This is a genomic window from Paenibacillus sp. WG02 (genome assembly GCF_055396115.1).
Window position 1 is genome coordinate 323,399 of the sequence record NZ_AP036016.1, and the last position, 22,722, is coordinate 346,120.

The window sequence follows — 22,722 nt, forward strand, 5'->3', positions numbered from 1 at the left end:
ACGTTTCATTCGCTTAAATTGAATACGTTTGAGCCTGTTGAGTTTGTTAATAATTAAAGGGATGTGACATATGCAGCCATTGGAATCCACGTATAAAAAGCTTGATTTTTTTAAGCTGTACGACAAATTAATTCTCGAGCACACTTTTGATGATGGGACGCACGAAGCAGTTGGTGTAAAGATAACGGGTCCGCAAATGGATAGTTTAGACAAGAAACTAATCATAGTTATTTTAGAGGAAAGTAGAAAAGTGCTTAGAAATGATTCGCTTTTATGCTTCATTAGAAAAAACACTCTCATGAAACGACTGGGTATAGTTGATAGTGTTTTACTTGAAAGAATGAGAAAGCTGATGAGAATTCAAATTGAGGAGTTTTCTAAGGAAAGAGACTCCGACTATAGCTTTTGCCAGTTGAAATACTCGTCAGAGAACGGCAAGACGGTTGAATATGAAGTCGCCATTAACAAATTGGCTGCTCTGAAAAAGCACTTTAATGAGGAATTCATTGAGTTATTATTTAAAAATGTTGATACTGGGCCATCAGGTGTACACAAAATTGTAGTTGACGGCCAGGAGCTAATCTTTATTAATTATCAGCAAGCCTCTGACTATGGGGAAAGAGAGTTCAGCCCTAAACGAATTGATTACTCTATTTTTCATGTGCTATCTGGACAACTTGTTCTGACAAAGGAATGGTTATAATGAGGAGGGGCAGGCGATGAGACAACGGCCGGAGGTTAAGAAAATCGATTTTTTTGAATTGTTTAGTCCTGAATATGTTCCTCAGAAGATGCAGGTAGGACTATTTACAGAGGTATTTGTAACGATTCATTGTGATAATTTTTCACCTATGGATCGTGAGATTTTTCGGGCTATTTTGTCATACGGAGATAAAAGCGAAGTTAGCGGAATAGTTGTAAGTGTTTTGGATAGAAACGAACTATTGACTGACGCCCCTGAAGCAGAAATTTTGTTAGAAGAAGCTCTTCACCGCTTTTCACATTTTAGCATTGATGTTGTCTGTTCTGAAAATAATGAGCGATACGAAGACTATCACAGAAACATTTTTAATGTGATGTTATCCAGCGACGCAAGTGGGAACTCGAGTGCTATAACATTGGGGATCAAGTCATTAGACCTTTTAGAGTGGCTATTTGAGCATGACTTTATAGATCTGTTAAGATCAAATATTTCCGTAAGGTAATTCTCAACCCGCTTCTTTGGCGGGTTTTCTTTCTTTTTCACTTGATGATAAATTAGACATGCGAAATAATTATTAGAGAGATGATCAATATGGATAAACGTCCTCGCATTGTTAAAAACAGCATACGGTGTAAACATTGTCTAGAAATAGTTGAATCTATTGAGAATCATGATTATATAACATGTACTTGTGGAAAAGTCGGAGTTGATGGAGGGCGCCAATACCTGCGTCGAGTCGGCTCTCTTGAGGATTATGAGGAGTTATCTGTACTAATTGATCAGTAGCTATTTGTGCCGAAGGTGGTGGGGCTTATGCTTGGGGGAAAAGTGAATATCGGTAAGAAATTTATTGAGTTAAAGAGATTACAAGCTAATTTGTTGATGCACTATTACCGCAGTCAATTAGAAGGGCGGCTTGAAGTTGAGGAAAAGCTATATCATGTATCGAATAAGACTTCATCTTTGGTGACCGCAATGTCCATTGAAGAACTGCAAGAAGTATGCAAGTTGGATAAAATTATGGATCTCAATAAAGCTTACAATTCCAGTAATAGTGCCATGGAGCAATCTATGATTTATGAGGAATTCACGAAGTGCGTAATGACTGGTGGATAAGTTAAGTTAACTTAATTTAACTTAACTTAAGTGTACAGTTTTTATTTGCCACTCCATTTTAACAAGCCCGCGTAGTTTTCAAGAGCCTTAACGTAAACTTTTTTGAAATGCCATAGTACTAGCTAGTAAATAAAAATTAAAAGACCTGAACCATAGATTCAGGTCTAGCTATCCATTTTCGATTATAAAAGTTCATATTTCAATAGTTGCTCATTACGACGAGCTTGAATGAGCTTATTCTAATAGATATACAAAAGACAGTCAAGTCTAAGTGGATACAAAAACGAATGTCTCTTCACAAGAAAATATTTTGCTGATATACTATTCTTATATTTATTTTCCCTTGGCTCTGGTCACGAGACGAAAGAGCGTTTAAGTTTTATTAATGCGCATTACTTTGGATTTCTCACTTGAGAAATATTTCGTCTTTTTGACGTTTAACTTTTTGAATCGAGTTTGTTCCTGTTACTCAGGGCAACTCGATTTTTTTGTCTTTATCAAGCAAAAGTACCATGGTTGCATCACGAATTTCCTGTGAAATTTTAGTTATTCGACCACTTTTGGCGGCCAATTGACTACGCATAACGCTATTTTTCCATGCAGCTAGCCTCACCATAAGCTGGTCCAGCATAGTCTTTCAGTCCAAGGTATCCGTACGTTCGCTACAAAATCCAAGGTTATGCTGGAATATAGTAGCGCCGGCCTCGTCTAGTGGTTCGATAAAATACGCATTTGTGCGTACCACGATTTCGCCCTCGGCGTACATCGGTGAAGAGTAATACGTGTGGCACCCCGCAAGAATAAATTTACCATTGCAGTGGTTTTACGTGCTTATGACGGCAAACCTCGAATTCGAGTTTAGGCAGTGGTAGTAAGGCTTTATGATCCGCTTCAAATACTGTACAGATAGGATCATTCTTTTTGAATGCTCCCTAGCGTTATCCAGCACTAAACGGTTTGGGGCGCCCTCAGTCGGACTTTGCGAGAGGCATTCCGCTGTTTTCCTCAGGAAGCACTGTACGAACGCGGAGTTGTTTAGTTGAAAAGAGTAGTAAGAGAAAGTGAAATGTCCGCTTTTGCCCGTTTAAATATCATCGCACTCACGAAAGCCCAGACTGGCTTCTCTTGGGTGCCACTGCAACACCAAAAATCCGTTTTAGCTCGACCTACGTTATTGCTTTGGGCGCAACGTAGCGATTGACAATGGGGTAAGAGCAGTCGAACACAGGATTCTTCAGGGCTAGCCGGTTAACACTTTGATTCGATGGATCTGCTCAATGCTCTTCATCATCCTTTCTCCTCTTTGCTTCTCTCAAGAAGAATTGTAGTCAATTTGATGATCGAGATTGGTGCTAAATCATTCGGAAGAATTTCCGGTACACACCAGGGCATTTCTGATGATGAACCACTGCTTTCATTTGGTCATAAACTTCATGGTTAAATGAGTGCAATAATTGCTACTAATGGTTGCTACTAATGCTTACCTACAAATACTAAGAGGTACTACTATTATTGCTACTAATGGTGGTAGCCGATTTAGTAAGAGATAAAAGGCTACAGGCCTTATATTAATTGAAAAGTTGGAAGCATGATGATCCTGAATAAATCACGGAAATATAAGGGAGTGAACAGTAAATATGAGCCTGAAAAAATCAAAAGCGCATAAGAAAATTACTTTACTGGAAGAGGAAACCTTGCTGACGGTATTCCGTTTTCGACAATTAAGCCACTCTCTTTTGGTCAAGTCACTTCTAACAGTAAAACCAATGAGAGGTAGCTATTTCGCTATAAATCTTTATAAGAATGTCAGTAATCTAGAGAAATTGGGATTTCTAAAATCAAGCTCTTTTGGAAGTTTTCCGGTATGCAAATATTGTTACCTTACAAATAAAGGTCTTCAATATGTTTATGGGATTCTAAATTTGAAATTAGGTGATTTCAATGACGGGTTTAAGAGCGAAGGTTTTTTTGAATATGAAATTTATTATCCACCACAAAAATTTATTGACCACCATATGCTGGTCACGGAAGTATTGGTGGAATTAGAAAGGCTTTCTGACGAGTACGAATATTGCCATGAAATTAAGTGGAGACATAATTTGTATTGTTCTAGAAAATTTGAAGTGGGAGGTAGGCAGTGGACTTTAAAAGCCGATGCTGAATTTAGTACTCCAAATGGGTACGGTTTTATCGAGGCCGATCGAGGAACAGAAGATAGCAATGATTTATTTGAAAAGTTCTCGCTGTATTCGAAGTATTTTGAGCATCTGCAGGCTGAAGGACAAGTTTTACCTAGCACAATTTTGTTTATATACAAAACAACAGAACAATGGGCTTTTCGAATGAGATCCAATACGATTCTAAATGCTTTTTATAAAGTTTTATCAAAATGGACGGATAAAGTGAATTTAATAATCATTGAAGATCCAAAGCATGTAAGAGATCTTGTTAGATCAGAATATGAGAAGAAGTCTAGATTTGAATCAATGCGCACATTGGCAGGATTGAGAAATAAGTCCCATAAAGAGATTAAGTGGAATATAATTTACACAAATGATAATAATGAGATCATCATTCATCAACGATGTGATTTTGTAGATAGCGCTACTTTTTTAGTCCTTTATAAACTATGTGCTCAAGCAATTTCTCAAAATATTAATATTCAAATTGTTCTATATACTTTATTTATTAAACCGTTCAAATTTAATTTTACAGGTCTTGATTTTTTAAATGAGAAAATGAGAAGCATTTTAGCAGAAGCAAAATGGGTAGAGATTAATGATGGATTGGTTACATATTATGATTCGCACTTGAGACTTTATTGAAGTATGTTTTGGTGCACCCGCTCCAAAGACAGGCAGTATGTCGTTAGCCATTTTGGGGTATTATCCCTTTTAAGATGACCGAATGGGGAAGCAGTAATTATCCTGTGCTTCCGCGGAGCGCATTGCGATTAAGCGCCTAAATATTTCAAACCGGACATCCCGAAGACGATATTGTACTAATATTATTCCAAAGGAATACAATAAGATCAAAAACCGTGAGCGGTTTTTTATAGTCTAAAATCAACGGCATTGTGTTGCATAGCCACAGAAAAAAAGATCGAACTCCGATAATTACAACGGGTTCGATCTTTTTTATACCGTGACGAGTTGAGGGACAATTAATTTATGATTCCATAGTGCAGTAACAACATCCATTTGAAAATTATGAGATTTAGGGTCGCCGTTCATAAGCATTTTCCAAAGTTCACGTGGATTGGAAAATAAAAATGGGTTATCCCGCAATAAGTTAATTGCATCAATCGCATGACCTTTATTGGTTTGATTTCGTAATTTTTTAGAAATGTGAGTTTCAGAAACTCCTTTTATAAGCCCTTCTTCACAAAGACCCAAAAACGTGCTTCTGGGGCAAGCTTTTCTATGCCGTGTGGAGGTATTTCCGAATATCTCGACAGCGGCTCTAGTCCACGCATCACTAGTAGTTGCAACCTGGTTAGTATGTATTAATTCCACAGCACGAACTGCTGTTTTTCCGTAGTTCTTCAAAAATAAAACCTCCAACTCTAGTTATATTAAATCTAGTACTATTTTACTAAATCAAATGTGAATTGCATATAGAATTTAAGGAAATAAATGGAATGTACTGCATAACGCTGCAGATGATATCTGTTTCGTTTTATGTAACATAGTAAGTTGTACCAGTATATTAAAGAGAAGGTAGACCCTGAGTTATGGATGACTCGGACGGGGATGTAAATGCATCAATTTAAGAGAGTAGGAAAGGCAGTTACTTCGTGGATTGAACAGGAAAGGACGGGCATGCTGTGAGTTTGTAATTGTTTAGGGAGTTGTGGATTTAGGTTCCTTTTTTTGGCCTAATGTGCAAAATTAATGATCTATCAACTCAACTAATTCATGTGTTAGTATATAATTAGATATATAAAGGAGAGTTTTCTAATGGACAAACGCATTTTAGTTATAACTTCTTGTACCGGGGAAAAGTTACATAAACCTGAGAATCAACTATATAAGATTGATTTTGAAAATGAGGAAAGATTAGGACAAAGAGAACTTGAACTTAAATCGTTTTTAACTGAGGCCAGCGAAATGTACACTGGTAGTCAACATATAGCACTAATGGATGGCATTAAAGGATATAGAAAAACTGGCGGTCTAATTGATTTAAATATCCTTTCGGCGGGGTACGGATTAATAAGTGAGAATCAAACGATTGCTCCGTATGAGGTCACATTTAATACGATGGACTCAACTACAATCAGAAACTGGTCGGCTAAGCAAAAGATAACTGAGACGCTTAAAGAGCGGATAAAGGGATACGACCTCGTTTTTTTCCTGCTGGGTGATAAATATTTGCAGTCCATTGAATGGCCTTTAGCAATAAATAATAATCAAAAGTTCGTCTTTTTTGCGGGCGAATCAAGCAAATCAAGGGTACTAATCCAAGATAATTATCATTTGATGGCTATTGGCGAGGCAGAAGCCAAGCGATTTAGGTTTGGATTGATTGGTATAAAAGGATTTTTATTTAGTAAATTATTAAGCCAAGTTGCTAGTCAGTCATACGCTTGGGAAGAGATTATTGAATCTCCTCAATTAATAAGACAAAAAATATTGAAATCATTTGAGTCTAACAAACAAATAGAATTGTTTTCGGAGGATTCAACTGACTCACTTCTGAAATTTTATCTAGAACTTTTTCCTGTAGAAACTATTAGTAAGAACTATAGTTCTGAGTTCAGGTTCTTTATGCCAGAAAATGATGATCGAGTGGATCCGAATTTTGATTTTTTTAATGATTTCTCAGAAAAAAACAGAGATCCCTTGATTAATGATCGTTATGCACACGAGTTACTTCACTCTCCACAATACGATGGTATGCTAATATCAAAAGTGAATATCGATAATGCGACTCATAAGAAAAGAGAACTGATTCAGGAAAAAGGTATTAGGGAATTTTTACGATTACCTAAGGATTACCCTATTATGGGTGATTGTGGCGCATTTAGTTATATCACTGAAGAAGTACCGCCGTATTCTACTGAAGATGTAATTAATTACTATCAGGAACTTGGATTTGATTATGGAGTTTCTGTAGATCATTTAATAGTTGGGGATTTTCAAAAGGATCAAGTAGAAAGAGATAGAAGGTACGAACTTACATTAGCCAATGCTAAAGACTTTATTACTAAATATAATGAAATGCCACGAGAATTTACTCCTGTAGGTGTAGTTCAGGGATGGGATCCCCTTTCTTTTAAAAAAGCAGTTCAAGATGTTATAAGTAACGGTTATCAGCATATTGCTTTAGGTGGATTGGCCCGAGAACAATCAGAAAAAATATATGAGATTATGAAGGAAATATCACCTATTATACCCAATGAAAATTTTAAAATTCATTTATTTGGTGTGGCACGTGATATGAGAACAATGAAGGCATTTCATAAGCTTGGAGTTACATCATTTGACTCGGCATCTCCACTACGTAGGGCCTGGTTGGGTTCTGGACACAACTATCATACCGCAGGCGGAAGGCATTACACGGCAATTCGAATTCCGGAAGCAAAGGAAACTGCAGGAAGAGTAAAGAAAATGATCCTAGAGGGAAAAGGGGAGTTTGCGCAGTTTAAGAAACTAGAGCAAGATGCCCTTGTAGCACTTAGAGGATATGTAGATCAGTCAGTCGGGCTTGAAGATGCTCTAACAGCAATTTTAGCATACGATGATTTACTTGGAGAAAATCGATCTGCACACGAAGAAATGTATAGAGAGGTTTTAGCCAATCGTCCATGGGAAAACTGTGATTGTTCTATTTGTAAAGAAATCGGATTAGATGTTGTAATATTCCGTGGAAATAATCGAAATAGACGACGTGGATTTCATAATACATTTGTATATTATAATCAATTTAAAAAGCTTCGCTCTGAAATCTTTGGAAACTCAAATTAAATAAATAGTCGAATCCGTGGATATTTTATTTATCCACTGGTTTCTTGTAGGGAGATTAATCTTGAATTCTATTAGTGTAAACTACTATAAAAAGATAGTTAGGGAAAATAGAAATTCATATATTTCAGTAGAAACATTTGAAAATATTAAGCAATGGAACCTTGAAGTGGCTAATTCAAAAGATGTATCTACCGAATTAATAATAGTATTAGGCAAACTGCATGAAGAGAATAGTAATGAAAAGAATACTTTGAGTGTGATATCTCCTTTTTTGTTGTATAAACTCCCAATATCTAGTGTTGGAGATGAATGGCCTGTAGTATTTCGCGAAGAGCAAGGATATTTTCCTAATTATTTAGTTGTGGAGATACTTGAACAATCTGCTCTCGGTGATCTTATTGAGAGGGGATCAAATTTAAGTAAGCATTCAACAAAATTGATTACATTTAAATCGTTAGAGAATTCATTGATAAAAGTGTTTGGCACATATCAACCTTCAGAAAAGTGGGATATGTTCTCCCAACTTCTTATCAATTTCATTAATAAATTGATTGAAATCCATCCATATCTAGGATATTTGCCTATACAAGAGAGACTAGTTCATCGTGAGAACTATGTTTCTGATTTGAGTTTTGCTTGGGAATTGTATTTTCAATATTTCTTAGAAAAGTGGGATCAAAACAAAGAATCAATTGTTATTCCTGATCTTAATAAAAATTTAGAGATAGATGGGTGGAGGGGCAATTTCTTTAATAGGAACAATCCGTTTTGGAAGGACTTATTAGGGGAAAGGCTGAGATTTAAGCTAAATACTCAACAAAAAGAAATTACGTTTAAATATTGGATTAAATTATTAGAGGAGCCCAATTAGGTTCCTTTTTTGTTGCAAAACCGGTTAATGAAGGGTAGCTGGGAAAGAGTAAATGTGGTAACATAAACCTATCATATCTTTTTGAAATATATTTCAACATTATTCGAGACAATTCGATTAACAATAGAAGGGCAGGGATAAATTTGAAGAAAAAAGCTGTGGTTGTTTTTAGTGGTGGCCAAGATAGTACAACTTGTTTATTTTGGGCACTAGAGAAGTTCGATGAAGTTGAGGCAATTACGTTTAATTATGGTCAGCGCCATAGTTTAGAACTTGAATGTGCTGCGAATATTGCAAAGGAACTATCAATAAAACACCATATTTTGGATATGTCTCTATTGAATCAACTTGCTCCAAATGCTTTAACAAGAGATGAAATTGAAATTGAAGCAGAAGACGGTAAGTTACCTACTACTTTCGTAGATGGTCGAAATTTATTGTTTTTATCCTTTGCAGCAGTGCTAGCGAAACAAATAAGTGCTAAACATATTGTAACTGGTGTATGTGAGACAGATTTCAGTGGATATCCAGATTGCAGAGATGTGTTTGTGAAGTCACTGAATGTAACATTAAATTTATCGATGGATTACCAGTTTGTTATCGATACACCATTGATGTGGTTGAACAAAGAAGAAACGTGGGAACTTGCAGATCAACTAGGTGCATTCGAATTTGTGAGAAATAAGACACTTACCTGCTATAACGGAGTAATTGCCGAAGGTTGTGGTGATTGTCCCGCTTGTAAATTAAGATCAAAGGGGTTAAGTGACTACCTCGTAAGAAAAAGTAGGGGGTGATAGTTGTGATTCAACAAATTTATCCATCTGTTCATCATTCTTATCACTATGAACTGAATAAAGATCTTCATTTTGCCGCGGCACACTATATTCCAAGTAATGATGCAGGAAAGTGCCAGTACGTACATGGTCATACTTATTTTGCAAATATTACGATCGTTGGAGATGAGTTGGACGAAACAGGATTCCTTGTGAATTTTTCAATGATAAAAAAACTGATTCATGATCGTTTTGATCATACTCTTTTGAATAACGATAAAGATAGTTTTAATGATAATGAGGCGGATCGATTTCCCACAACAGAAGTTGTAGCTAGGACAATAGCGGAGATTGTTCAATCCCAGTTAGACATTCAAACCAATAAACCGAAATGTCTGCAAGTTTTTCTAAGGGAAACACCTACTAGCTATGTTGTTTATCGCCCGAAAGTAGGTATTACGAAATGAATCAAAAGTTAATTCCTGTACTTGAAATTTTTGGCCCTACTGTTCAAGGTGAAGGAATGGTAATTGGACAAAAAACGATGTTTGTACGTACAGCAGGTTGTGATTATTCTTGCTCCTGGTGTGATTCCTCTTTTACATGGGATGGAACTGCTAAGGATGAGATTAAATTAATGACAGGTGAAGAAATACTTAAAGAGTTAGAAATAATAGGACGTGATACATTTCAGCACGTAACTATTTCAGGTGGGAATCCAGCGTTACTTAGACAATTAGATCAATTTATTGATTTATTGCATGAGAGAGGGATAGAAGTTGCTTTAGAAACGCAAGGCAGTAGATGGCAGGACTGGTTTTTAAAGATAAATGATCTGACTCTATCACCAAAGCCTCCTAGCTCAAATATGAAGACTGATTGGATTGTTCTAGATGGAATAATTGAAAAACTAGTTATTCATAATAGAAAATTTAGCCTGAAAATTGTAGTATTTGACGAAGTTGACTTAGAGTATGCGATCCATGTGCATCAACGATATCCGAATTTAGTGATGTATCTACAGATAGGTAATGATGATCTTAAAGAGACCAATAACGAACGACTTCTTGCGAGACTTCTAGAACGTTATGAATGGTTAGTTGATACTGTTATGAAGTCAAATGAACTTAAACAAGTGAGAGTGCTACCTCAATTGCATGCGTGGTTATGGGGGAATAAACGAGGGGTCTAGTTATTTAACTAATTCCAAATAAAAAACTAATCCAATTTGGGTTAGTTTTTTTATTTGGGGTGATTGTATGTATTGTTACTTCCCATTTTCAAAGTCAATATATATCCCATTGTACTTAGTGTCTTTCTCCGGAAACTTATCTAATAATCCATTTGTTAAACTATCTAAATAGCAAAGTTGCGCTACTAAGCCTTCTACTGTCCGGTTAATGAATAATTCTTCATGTTCTTCAATAAGTATGGATGAGTACTTTGTATATGCTGAATGTAGTTTTTTAATCTCAGGATTATTACGCTTATCTTTTCTAATTAAGTATAATTTCGAGATACATGCACTGTTTTCTAAGTCCGTCCATTGAGTGTTTTCCATATAATCATCCCTTTTAATGAGTTGGCAATTTAATTGTAATGGTCGTATGATTGTCTGCTAAGTTAAATTAAGTTAAGTTAACTTAACTTAATTTAAATAATACTGTAGGTTTTTTTTAATTAAACACAAGCAGTCTGTTCACACAGTATACCATAGGTGGGAGCGGAAATATTCCTAGAAATGTAAAGGTAATTTACTTAATAAATAAAAATTCAACGGTAACCGTATCTGAATTTAAATAAAAACTTATTTATATACAAACACTTGGCTAAACTGAGGAGAAAGTCTTTTTTAAGGCTTCTTCTTTTTTTAATTTGGAGTGGTCTGATATTAAAAATATATGTTATCATCAATTTATCACGTAAGATCACGTAATAAACGAAGATGGAGGTGTGTGTTTGAAATTTTTTATAAGTTGGTCTCATAGCGATGCGATATTCAGTAATTATTTTCCTGAGACTCCAATGTTAATAAGTGCAATACCCGATAATCGTGGTGCACTAAAGCGGTTTAATTCAAAGCCTAAAACATTGATTATTGATTGTGGTTCTGTGTTTTACGTAAAGCAGAGATACCGCCCATCAGTAAAAGAGATTATTGATATTCAGAAATCATTTGTAGAGGATTGCAACGATAATTGTGATATTACCTTAGTTCATTTTGACGAACCGATGATAAATAAGATTACCTTATCCAATCGTTATGAAGCAATGGAAAGAACCCTATTTAATGCATATGAATATTTACAACTAATACGTAAAAGTGAAATAAATAGACCAGTCAGTTGTATGGGAGTTATTCAGGGATATGATAGAGCGAGTATCAGGTATTCTGCTCTGGAGTTAATCAAAATGGGTTATAAAAATTTTGGTATAGGTTCTTTATTGGCTAAAGGTCATAATCAACAAATCGAACTTATCCAGTATGCAATTGATATAGTTGGTGCGAATAGTCTCCATGTTTTTGGTGTAACAGGAGTACCTCAAATGTCCGCTATGCTTGATATGGGAATAAAATCAATCGATTCGTCTAGGCCTACTATGGCTGCTGCCTTCTACCAAGTATTCTACAGTAACCCATTTAGGACTTATTATATCTCTGATTCTAGAGCGAAACCTACTGCGCCCAACCGAATTAGCGACCCGCTCCCATGCGATTGTCCAGTATGTGTGAATCAGGAAAGTAAAATTTTAATTCCATCTCCGCGCGATTATATGAAACTAAGATCCATTCATAATTATTATCATCTTGTCAGAACATTAGAATTAATGAAAGCGAATAGAGGGAGGAATAATAATGCTCTTTCAAATGTGTTACGGACCGGAAATTAGATCAATGTTTGAGTGTTTAATTAAGGAACCTGGATTGACAGCAATAGAATTAAAAGAGAAATATCAATATCAGAATAATGGTGATATTAAATCGTTAGTGGATAGTGTAGTTGTGTTTCTTAAAGAATTAAGTCTAATAGAACAGAGACAAGAGATGAACTATGTCACGACTTCTGAGTGGAGTACATCGGATATGTTTAGAAGACTGAATGAGATTTCAAGAAAAGGTAATCCTGATTCACTAAATTATGTGTTTGCATCATTATATGAAACATTCTTTGTAAAGCCTGATAAGTTATTTGTAAGTAATTTGCATTATCAAGTTAATAGCCTAAATGGAAAAGCAATGGTAGGACATGAAAAAGTAAATGCATGGAAGAGGATTATGGAGTGCTATGGTTTAGGTAGAAGAGTATATTCGGGGTTTTACGCATTGCCGCGGTTTGAATTATTAATTGAAATTATTCGTGAGGTTGGATTCTGGGAGGGACCATTGCATCAATACTGTGAGAAATTTATAAATCCGATAATACCTTGTATTACAACGGAAGGGAATGTTTTTAGAGGTTTGCTGTATGGATTAAACGCACTTAACGAGAAAAAGGTTATCGAGATAAAAAATAAACAGGACCTACCATTTAAATCATATGGTCCAGAGTATAACTGGAATTGGATAACTACAAAATTTGAGGGAGCACAATGATGATACCTTGCATCGATAGAGAGGCTTTAAAATTGCTAGTAGGGACTGCTGATGAAAGGTTTCAATACTCCCCAGAATATTTTAGAAAGACGCACTTCCCACAAATCATGCATCGCTATTATAAAAGCCATCTAACTGCAGAAGTAACTGAGCAAGAGTTATTGTACGAATTAAAAGAGGTTGATTCGTCAGGTAATCGCGTGTATTTTATTTTTGGATCTACTGGTGCTGGTAAATCAGAACTCCTTTGCTGGTTAAAAGATAAGTGGGAGACAAGTGGTGTAGACCGTCCTGTCATTAGAATTTCACGTAGTGAATTGAATCCCCAAATATTAATTAAAAAGTGCTACGAATCCATAGGAGTGACTTTAAATGTTAAAATTGATGAGACTAGGTGGGACCTTTTACTAAAGAAACCCATAACGCTTATTAATCAGATGGTCTGGACAACGCTAGCCGAGTGCTTACAGTCGGATGAGGAAATCGTACCTGCTGCACTTTTGATACGCCCGATAATTGAAAAAAACATTACTGCATTTACAAAGCAAATCGAAAAAGGAAACATAAAGAGGCCACTTGAAATAATTTCAGTTGAGCAATTTCAGGAAATAATCTCTAATACTACAGTCTCAATCCCAGTTGAGTATTCATTGCTAGAACAAACATTGGTACATAAATTAGATCAATTTCTGTTTGAGGGTTGGGAGATTAGTGCTCTTTTCAAGCAACTATCAAAAATATTGAAGGAACAAAACATACGACCACTGCTACTGATTGATGATTTGGTACAATCGGTTAATATATATGCTACAGAGATTCTCGACCATCTAATAACGTTAGAGGAAGGGAACTGGGACGTTGTTATTGGTTTAACCCCAGGTGCGCTACAGGATAACGCGAGAGGATCAGAATTAACAGAAAGAATTCAAAATTTAGATACGTTTGACGATCGAGTAAGGAAATTTTGGCTATCGGATGAAACGGGTAAAGCCTTTTACAATCTAGATCGGTTACAGGTAATCCCATACATGTCGAATTATATGAAAGAGCTAAAGAGTTCACGCGGATTTCAATGTTCTCGAAGTTGCGGTCACTTTAATAATTGTAAACAGTATATACCAGTTGGAGAGAATAATGCAGATGAGGAGATCTCGCTACTTCCATTAAACAAACCGTTGATTAAAAGAATGTTTGATGGAATCACTATTGGAAAAAGTAAATTGCGCTATATGATATTAAATGCTAAAGAGCTTGTTCATTTTCTCCAGAAGGGAAATAAACGATATCTAGATCGCATACATCCCCTTGTATCTAGAGAAGTTTTTGCCGATCACCAGGACACTTTAATTAAATCTCTGGCAGAATGGTACTGCGAAGAAGAGGTTTCGGAAGTAACTCTATCTCCCCTCTTATTAAAACATTTTGGGTACGATGATGTAGAAACTATTGTGAAACTTCATCCTTTAGAAACAAGGTTAATTACAGAAGATATTACAATAAATAATCAAGATGTATTGCACAATGACGATCAAAAACTGACAATAAGAGATTGGGTTGAAGGTAAGGTAATAAATAAGCAACTGCTTGAACCAGTGCGCTTAGGCATAACTTGCTTAGTGAATGATGTTGTCAAAGCAACTCTCATGTCAAGAAGGTTTACTCCTCGCGCGAGTGCTGTCATACAAAGAAAAGAAATTGAAAATCGTTCCCGCTACCCGATTGTGTTTTCTGAAGAGCAGGACAATCAGCTAAATATAGGTGTTAGTCGAAGTTACTCTGCATTACAGATAAGTAATTTTCAGTCGTTCAAACCGGCCGATAAGGGAAGGAAGTTTCTTCAAATATCCAATGAGTTAAATGTTGCACAATGGGTATACCAAGCTGATGAGTTGCATGGGGAGTGGAGAAAACTTTTAGAATTAGAGTTAGGTATAACATTACCTAAGCTAGCATTGGAATTAAAATCGTGGGTAAAACAGTGGCATCAGGTAGGAGAAACAAACTGGGCATCTTCTATAAACTCGCCATTTACGAAAAACATGTTAGATCTCACAGAGGAGATGTTTCAAGACTGGTATTTATTGAGGGACAATATGGTGGATTACAACGCTATTCAGTACTCTAAGGATGCTCATTTTAATTTCGAGTCATGGTTTATGAATCTTAAGATCCCTCGAGTTCTTGAGCAGTATCAGTCCAATAATCTTTCCCTATACGTATTTTTCAGTAAATTACAGGAGGATTTCCGCTACTATAGGAGACAAATTATTGAAGCATTCGACCAGGAAGTTGATAGAAAGATGGGCTATTTGATTTATCTTGATACAAAGTCCTGTATCGAAAGTCAAAGATGTAAGGATATTCTCAAAAGTTTAGCTAGCAAGGTGAGTTATCAAAACCTCTTAATTGCAATAGGCTATCTTGATGAGTGGTATAAGTTGATCGATAAGAATGGTTTTAAGATTGAATTTGAAGAATTGTGTTTAAATAGACAGCAGGTAATAGAGGAGTTTGAACGATTTAAAGCATTAGAAAAGAAGGTGACGGTTCTTTGCAAAGATATAACGAGTGCACAACTGCCCGCAAAGATAGTCGAGTTTGATCCTGGATGGGTGAATTTAAAGCAGGAGATTCATAAGTGGGTTTCAGTAACGCAATCTATGGAACAATTACAACATACGCTCTCTAACACTCCCAGAAATGTAGTGAAGCGTTTCTTGGAAGTAGATGTTCACACTCCGGAGATAAGGAAGATTAAGTTGTTATGGAGCCAGATATATGGATATGTTGAGCAATTACAATATGGAATAGAACCAAATACTGGCTTGAAGGAATGTATTACAACATGGGAAACTACCGACTTTTATAAAGTCAACGCGCAGTGGATTGAACAGTCGAAAAGAGATAATGATACCAGATCACTATTGGATAAAATCAACAAAGATTATGAGACGTACAATGCTATGAGTTTGGAAGAAGCAGTTGAATGTATAAATAATGATGCCCAGGTTCGACCTGCTGTAAAGAGACAACTAATTAATTTGTTGGAAAGGGGATACAGTAGTTTACCTCCATCTCAATGGAGAAAGTTAGTGGAAGAGTTGGCTGAACGATTCCCTACATTATTTGAGTCAGTCAGATTGCAGTTGGTATTTAATAAAGAAAACAAAGTATAGATTTTAATTTGCGTTAAAGTTCTTTATGTCCATTCTATTGACAGGTAAATCCCGAATAAGACCTAAATAGAAGACGTCTCGCCTCAAATAAATGGGGTAGATGTCTTCTTTGATTTTGATCTTACCTTCTAAGAAAAAACAGTAAATTCTTTAATTGTCTCTACAGTGTATGTAGGGCTTTTTTATATGCTAGGAAATAGGTTGAGGATAGATTAGAACCATTGGCCGCGGAGATAAACCCGAAAATCAAGGGTGAGAAATTACTGCACTATATCCATAATAGGGGCAATGCTAGAGGTCTCTCCGGATTAAAGAAACTTAAAATAACGAAAGTATCACAACACTATAGACTGTCAGAAAACCTATGTTTAATCAAGAGGGGGGGAATCTTGCTTATTGCTCTTCATCCCCAACATTTTGGGGGGTTCCCATAACTAAGTTGGGAGGGAAACCAATAGGTTTTGTCGAATTGATACCAAAGTCGTATAGATGCACCATTCCTGGAAAATGCTCAGAGGATTATATGGTCTATTATTTGGTTTAAAGGTTCATTATAAATTAGTGATTCATAATTTTAAAAATTATTACTTCCTGTAAATAAAGGGTGGTTTTACTATGAAAGCAGGCATGTATGTACGTTGTTCAATCGAATTCGAACATCCAGATAAACCACGCCGTTTTGCGATTGGTAGAATTGTTCGAGTAGATACATCTATTCAGGAAGTGGAGGTTGCCTTCTTCCTACCACGTGATGCAGAAACCATGCATGAAGTATATCGGATTCCGACCAAAGAGAAGTACCCAATCCCAAAAGTAACCCGGAGTAAAATATTAGCCCAGAGCCCATTTATCCATGCAAAATCGTGTCAAAAGGGCAAGATTCTTTCATTCTCCCACGTGGATTTATTCGGGTTTCATCATTATTTTGTTCAGATGGAAGAAGTTTCTGCCATTGGTTGCTTGCCAGAGTCGGAATTGCTTGTCCCAATTACGCGTGGGGATATCGATGTGCTGGATTCCTTCGAAAACTATGAATTTCATAACCCCAGATGGTACTTGCATCGCCAAATTGTCGTGGATTCGCTACATACGTTACGCAACGCTACATTTGGCTTTGAAACTTTAATTGGATCGCGTGTGTTTCTGATGGAGCATCAGGTGGATACTATCGTTCGCGCGATTTCCGAAGATCCGTGTCGTTTCATGCTAGCCGATGAAGTAGGTCTGGGAAAAACGATTGAAGCGGCCGTCATTATGAGGGGACTGCAGAAACGGTTAGGGCATATCCGGATCCTGCTTATTGTACCTGAATCGTTACTATACCAATGGCGAAATGAAATGTCTTACAAGTTCTGGACGGATTTCACTGCGTATGATGGTGAAAGAGATCATCTCGATAAAGATTTACTCCTATTTCCCTTAGAAAAAATAAATACACGTGCAGGTCAGATGTTGCTGCGCAAGTCATGGGATCTTTGTGTCGTGGATGAAACCCACCGGTTGCTTACACTGGATACCGAATATGATATGATCTATGCCTTTAGTCAAAAAGTGCCCCATTTATTACTGCTCAGCGCAACGCCTATTCAATCACGTCAAACCGAGTTTTTGCGGCTAGTTCGACTACTGGATCCACAAAAGTACGGGAAGATGGGCGAAGAGCAGTTCGGCGACTTGTTAGAAAAACAAGCATTTTTGAGGCGGAAAGTTCACCGCATGATGCAAGATTTGCCGGATTATTACGAAGATGAACTCGCAGAAGGTTTCCAAGAAGATTTGATGGATATTGCGGACGTTCTACGCGATCAAAACTTTCACAACCTGGTAGAAGCAATTGACATCAAAAGTGAGGACGAAGGATTGTCCCAGGTAAAGTTAGCCCTTGCTTACCTCGGTGAACATTATCAAATCGAACGGAAAATTTTACGTCATCGGCGAAAGCAGATCGAATCCTCATTGGGAAAGCGTACTCTTCATGAGGAAACCTACCTAATGGCAGGATCCGACGTTCAGTACTATGAAAGTGATACCTACGACGCGCTTATTGATTACCTCGAGTACATCGAGAGTTCCGTTACGGATGAGAAGGTCGGAAAATTCAAACGCTTATTTTTATCGTCCATGTTTAGTTCACCATGGGCACTCGCGTCACTAGTTCGTTTACGTAAGGCCATTTTGAAAGGCGATCACGGTGCTGCCGCGGAAGATGTCACCGAAATTATCATGGACATCCCGCATCAGTCAAGCGAACAAGAATATGTAAACGTACTGAGTTCCTATGTGGAGCGGTGGATGAAAGCGACTGAACAAGAACTTAAACGGGTGGATGAATGCTTCGATGATCCGGATTTAATTCAAGGGCGATTAATGAAGGCTATCGATCACCTGTTATCCAATACCGATAAAGAAAAAGTCGTCGTATTTTCTTCCTGGAAAGAGACGCTGCTTCCGCTAGAAAAAGTGCTTGCCGAGAAGTTTGGGAAGGATGGCGTCAAAGGCTTTTATGCTGGGAAATCAGATAAAGAATTGCAAGAGGCTGTGGATGATTTCCAAAATAATGAGGGTTGCCGCTTTATGTTGTGCGATCCGCTCGGTGGTGAGGGGCGGAATTTTCAGATGGCCGATCGTATTCTCCATTTGGACCTTCCGTGGAATCCATCGCATCTCGAACAACGAATTGGGCGTCTTGACCGCATCGGCCGCAAAGGAGATGTACTTTCGGTTGTCGTGTACTCCGAAGGAACGATCGAAGAACAACTGCTCCAAATCTGGAAAGAGGGGCTTCAAATCTTCCGTGAATCACTGAGCGGTATCGAGATCGCCATTCAAGACATACAAGATGAAATGACCAAGGCCCTTACACGCAACTTACGGTTTGGCTTACAAGATGTGATGCCTTCGATGCAGGATGCTTTAGATAAAATGAGGGAACGTGTACAGGAAGAGCGTTATTTCGATATGGCCCGACAACTGGATCGCCATGTGCAAGAGCAACTTATGAGTTTGATTCGAAAGTTCGATGCTGACGGGGGTCTGCGATTGGCAGAAACGATGTTGCAATGGGCAAAAATGACCGGACTTCATGGGAAGTCGCTTGATCGTGGGAAAGTCGTTTCTTTTAATAAAGATAGCACAGTCATCAAATCGATGGTTCGCACCCTTTTCTTGCAGCCCGATAACAGTGAGATGTTAAGACGCGCTGGACGTGTAGGGGAAGTGCGTGGTACTTTCATGCGGGAAATAGCGGTAGCCAGGGAAAAGTTAGCTTTCTACGCACCTGGTAACAGCCTATTTGATTCCATTGTAGATAATGCTCAAGAGACCGATTGGGGACGATCGACGGCTTTCGAAGTTCGAGGTGCCGAATTTGATTGGGAAGGCGTTGTATACACATGGTCGGTTTCGTTAGATCCGACCGCGTTGATGGAACGAAATGAACCACTCGAACATTTGGTGCACGCCCAAGGATACACGCCGTTAGAACACTTTATTACCGCTGAAGCCTTCGAGACAAGTCATGAGGTGTTCTCTGGTGATGTCATTAGACTTGTGCAAAGCGGTGTGACGAAGGCTATTCATTTGGGAGAGCGCGAATCCAATCGGGTTGGTTCGTTCATGGAGTCCTATCCTCCCGACATCTGGTCATCCATTGTTCAGCGTACTTATACGCAAAGTAAAGCTAAATTTGAAGAATTTGTCTCTAAGCGGGTGGATTGGGAAAGAGCAAAAGAGGACTTTACTCGAAAAATTAATGCGATGAAGGCAGCCAATTTATATTACAGGCAAGAGAAGTATTCAAAAGCAGCCATTGAACGATTATCGGAGATTTATCGAGCTTTACTCGAAGGACTGGCGGAACCGGAAATCCGCTTGGAATCGGTAGCCTACGTGAGGTTGGTGAAACGGATTGAAACGGAGTTATGAACTAGCTGAAGCTGTTTTGCAAGGCTTGATGGCACCTAAAGAGGGGCTCAACAAAATGGAGGAGATGCGAAAAGATCCTCAGGCGGGTGTAGAATTTCGTTCTCGTTCTTCGTGTTTAATCCGGCTCTTTTACGCGCTCTTAAAGCAAGAACAGGGGCAAGATGTTGCAGTAGATATCGCTTCTCATCTACGACAGTTTATTCTCATGTATGGTCGGAAAGTAGTGATTCGCTCTGAACTCGCTAGCGGTTTGTCCAGGGTGCTCGAGAGGTTTGGGCTCGTTATCCAAGCCGATGGGGAGATCGACGTTGAGGAGGGGTACCCTCTCTGGATTGGTGATACACGAGCCGTCACAGAGGCCTATGAACTTAAAGTACGGAAGCAACGGGTTCCGGCAGTAGGGGACGGGATCCTTCATAAAATGACGGGATTTACGCATTACCAGTCTCATGCACAGAAACAACTCGTTCATGCTGCTATGAGCATGCAACCCGGGGATACGCTGACCATCTGTCTTCCGACCGGTGGAGGGAAGAGTCTAGTCGGGCTCTTTCCAGCCTTTTTTGACACTCAAGGGGGGACGCTTAAGGGAGGCATTATAGCTTCGGCAGGAACGACAATTGTCATCGTCCCCACAACGGGCCTGGCGATCGATCAGAAGAATGCAGCGAGCAAATATTTCTCCTTGAAGGTAGAGGAAAAATATCGGCCACAAGCATACCGTTCGGAAATGCCACAAGCAGAAAAGGACATCATTTTTGAAGGTATCAAGGAGGGAACGGTTCCCATCTTGTTTACGTCTCCGGAGTCTTTGGTAATTGGTCCGTTAGGGCAAGTGATTTTGGAATCGGCAGGACGTGGTCATGTGAACCGCTTCGTCATTGATGAAGCGCATATTATCATCGACTGGGGAAATCATTTTCGAACGGGATTTCAATTGCTCTCCGCCTATCAAAAGCAATTGCTGGCGAGAAGCAATGGGAAACTAAAAACGTTATTAATGTCTGCCACCTTAACTCCATGGACATCGAAGGTGCTGAAAGAGCTGTTTTCTGAGGAAGGTGCTTATACCGAGATCCGCTGTGACGCTTTGAGATATGAGCCAGCCTATCTCGTCGATCATTCCGAAAACGAACAAGTCCGTAATGGAAAAATCAGAAGTGGAATTGGGTTCCTACCACGACCGCTCATCTTATATGTGAACAAGAAGGATCATGCAAAGGAGTGGGTTGAACTCCTTAAGGCTGCGGGCTACTCCAGTGTAGGAATGTTCACTGGAGACACCGATGATAAAGAACGTCGATTTTTGCTTAAGGAGTGGAATGAAGATCGAATCGATATCATGGTAGCGACGAGTGCATTTGGGATGGGCGTTGATAAACCGGATATTCGGACGATCATCCACTGTGGTATTCCCGAGAGTTTAAATCGCTATTATCAAGAAGTAGGCCGCGGCGGACGCGACGGGTTTGCTTCTTTGAGTATATTGAGTGCTGTGAATGATGACGTGGATGTCGTTCATAGTCTCATTGACGGACAGATTTTGACCACGGAACTCCTAGTGGCACGCTGGTCTGCGCTATACGAAATAGCAGAGCGGGGTGATCAAGCCGATGAATTGTGGCTCGATATGACCGTTCAACCCGACCATTTGAAACATACGATCTCCGGGAAACAAAATGCCAACTGGAACGTAGCTAGCGTATTGCTTATGGTTCGTAGTGGGTTACTAGAATTGCTCGAATTTGAACGGGCTCCAGAAGACTCTCCCTATGTCCCCTATATCAAAGTGCGCATTCTGGTGCATGGGATCCTGAATGATGCCACTACAATGTTGTCGTATGTGAACCCTGATCGCGACAGAGAGAGGGAACGAATTACAAAAGAAATCCAGACGATGAAGTACTATGTCTTTCATCCCAAAGAGAGTTGTCTATCCGAATATCTCGTAGAGACGTATCCGTATAGTGAAGCTGTCTGCGGGGGATGTCCGTATTGTCAGGAGAATCAAAAAGACTTGCGATTTAATGTTTCGCATATCGAGTTTCCATTCCGTTCTTCCCAACCGATGGAGGTTGAAAAAATGGGGACGATTCTGTCGCCCTATTTCATCGGTGGATTTAGGCATCTGATCATGGATACGAAGATGCAAAAATTACAAGATGTTTCCGTGCTCACTAAACTCCTGGAGGCTCTAATACGTACGAATGTCCGTACGATCGTGTTGCCCCCCCTGGACAGGGATGTCGTTGCAACGATCGTGAAGCAAGCACCCAATGAACGAATCAACAAGTTTTACATGCTCCTGCAGCACGATGAACTGCAACAACAGTATACCAAGCAGGTCAGAGGACCGATTGCTGTACTGTATCCATTTGACGCGAGCAGGGCAAATGCTTACTATGTGTGGGCTAACCAGATCGCTTCCAAATCGCCGGAAAATAAGCTCATTCATGTGGTCGATCCTCAAATGATGATTGCTCACGAAGGAAGAGCTATACGGGACTCGCTTGATCATTTATCGCTGTCGTTAGATACCTTCTTGGATGGTCATCAACAACAACAAACCATTTCGTTATTTTAAAGTAAGCG

17 protein-coding genes are annotated in these 22,722 nt (G+C 38.6%); 15 read left to right on the forward strand and 2 right to left on the reverse strand.

What is annotated here, in order from left to right; translation table 11 throughout:
- Window positions 1–70 precede the first annotated feature (70 nt).
- The 5 genes from ACBP55_RS01520 to ACBP55_RS01540 all read left to right on the forward strand — a co-directional run bounded on the left by ACBP55_RS01520 (window position 71) and on the right by ACBP55_RS01540 (window position 4,644).
- On the forward strand, window positions 71–703 hold the full coding sequence (locus ACBP55_RS01520; protein WP_464649218.1) for a hypothetical protein: 633 nt from the start codon (window positions 71–73) through the stop codon (window positions 701–703).
- Window positions 704–719: 16 nt separating this feature from the next.
- Window positions 720–1,205, forward strand: coding sequence for a hypothetical protein (locus tag ACBP55_RS01525; RefSeq protein WP_464649220.1), 486 nt, complete (start codon window positions 720–722; stop codon window positions 1,203–1,205).
- Between the two features lie 89 nt (window positions 1,206–1,294).
- Window positions 1,295–1,489 carry a DUF7695 domain-containing protein gene (locus ACBP55_RS01530; RefSeq protein WP_464649221.1) on the forward strand — a complete coding sequence of 65 codons (195 nt, stop codon included), beginning with the start codon at window positions 1,295–1,297 and terminating at the stop codon, window positions 1,487–1,489.
- A 27-nt stretch (window positions 1,490–1,516) separates the two neighbouring features.
- Entirely contained in the window at window positions 1,517–1,819 is a 303-nt protein-coding gene (locus ACBP55_RS01535; protein WP_464649223.1) for a hypothetical protein, read from the forward strand.
- Between the two features lie 1,637 nt (window positions 1,820–3,456).
- Window positions 3,457–4,644 carry a replication-relaxation family protein gene (locus ACBP55_RS01540; RefSeq protein WP_464649225.1) on the forward strand — a complete coding sequence of 396 codons (1,188 nt, stop codon included), beginning with the start codon at window positions 3,457–3,459 and terminating at the stop codon, window positions 4,642–4,644.
- Window positions 4,645–4,956: 312 nt separating this feature from the next.
- On the opposite strand, the gene ACBP55_RS01545 is transcribed toward ACBP55_RS01540, so the two are convergent.
- Window positions 4,957–5,367, reverse strand: a complete 411-nt coding sequence (locus tag ACBP55_RS01545) for a DUF6979 family protein (protein WP_464649227.1) — start codon at window positions 5,365–5,367, stop codon at window positions 4,957–4,959.
- A gap of 411 nt (window positions 5,368–5,778) precedes the next feature.
- Here ACBP55_RS01545 and dpdA point away from each other — a divergent pair, with 411 nt between their 5' ends.
- From dpdA to queE, 5 genes are all read left to right on the forward strand, one after another.
- Window positions 5,779–7,788, forward strand: coding sequence for a tRNA-guanine transglycosylase DpdA (gene dpdA / locus ACBP55_RS01550; RefSeq protein WP_464649228.1), 2,010 nt, complete (start codon window positions 5,779–5,781; stop codon window positions 7,786–7,788).
- A gap of 61 nt (window positions 7,789–7,849) precedes the next feature.
- A complete protein-coding gene (locus tag ACBP55_RS01555) occupies window positions 7,850–8,659 on the forward strand; it encodes a hypothetical protein (protein WP_464649230.1) in 810 nt (269 codons plus the stop codon).
- A gap of 137 nt (window positions 8,660–8,796) precedes the next feature.
- Window positions 8,797–9,456, forward strand: coding sequence for a 7-cyano-7-deazaguanine synthase QueC (gene queC, locus ACBP55_RS01560; protein ID WP_464653201.1), 660 nt, complete (start codon window positions 8,797–8,799; stop codon window positions 9,454–9,456).
- Window positions 9,457–9,461: 5 nt separating this feature from the next.
- A complete protein-coding gene (locus tag ACBP55_RS01565; protein WP_464649231.1) occupies window positions 9,462–9,902 on the forward strand; it encodes a 6-carboxytetrahydropterin synthase in 441 nt (146 codons plus the stop codon).
- Window positions 9,899–10,627, forward strand: a complete 729-nt coding sequence (queE, locus tag ACBP55_RS01570) for a 7-carboxy-7-deazaguanine synthase QueE (RefSeq protein ID WP_464649232.1) — start codon at window positions 9,899–9,901, stop codon at window positions 10,625–10,627. Before ACBP55_RS01565 ends, queE begins: the two co-directional genes overlap by 4 nt.
- A 75-nt stretch (window positions 10,628–10,702) precedes the next feature.
- Here the strand turns inward: queE and ACBP55_RS01575 are convergent, their stop codons facing one another.
- Window positions 10,703–10,996 carry a hypothetical protein gene (locus tag ACBP55_RS01575; RefSeq protein WP_464649233.1) on the reverse strand — a complete coding sequence of 98 codons (294 nt, stop codon included), beginning with the start codon at window positions 10,994–10,996 and terminating at the stop codon, window positions 10,703–10,705.
- 392 nt (window positions 10,997–11,388) lie between these two features.
- On the opposite strand from ACBP55_RS01575, the gene ACBP55_RS01580 reads away from it, so the two are divergent.
- The 5 genes from ACBP55_RS01580 (at window position 11,389) to dpdF (ending at window position 22,714) form a co-directional block, all read left to right on the forward strand.
- Complete coding sequence (locus ACBP55_RS01580) at window positions 11,389–12,327, forward strand: queuine tRNA-ribosyltransferase (protein ID WP_464649235.1); 939 nt, start codon at window positions 11,389–11,391, stop codon at window positions 12,325–12,327.
- Complete coding sequence (locus tag ACBP55_RS01585; RefSeq protein ID WP_464649236.1) at window positions 12,293–13,030, forward strand: hypothetical protein; 738 nt, start codon at window positions 12,293–12,295, stop codon at window positions 13,028–13,030. The genes ACBP55_RS01580 and ACBP55_RS01585 overlap by 35 nt, the downstream gene beginning before the upstream one ends.
- The gene (locus ACBP55_RS01590; RefSeq protein WP_464649237.1) at window positions 13,027–16,206 is read left to right on the forward strand and encodes a hypothetical protein; all 3,180 of its coding nucleotides are present in this window, start codon (window positions 13,027–13,029) and stop codon (window positions 16,204–16,206) included. Before ACBP55_RS01585 ends, ACBP55_RS01590 begins: the two co-directional genes overlap by 4 nt.
- A gap of 615 nt (window positions 16,207–16,821) precedes the next feature.
- Window positions 16,822–20,130, forward strand: coding sequence for an SNF2-related protein (locus tag ACBP55_RS01595; RefSeq protein WP_464649239.1), 3,309 nt, complete (start codon window positions 16,822–16,824; stop codon window positions 20,128–20,130).
- Window positions 20,114–22,714, forward strand: coding sequence for a protein DpdF (gene dpdF / locus ACBP55_RS01600; protein ID WP_464649241.1), 2,601 nt, complete (start codon window positions 20,114–20,116; stop codon window positions 22,712–22,714). The genes ACBP55_RS01595 and dpdF overlap by 17 nt, the downstream gene beginning before the upstream one ends.
- The last annotated feature ends 8 nt before the right edge of the window (window positions 22,715–22,722 follow it).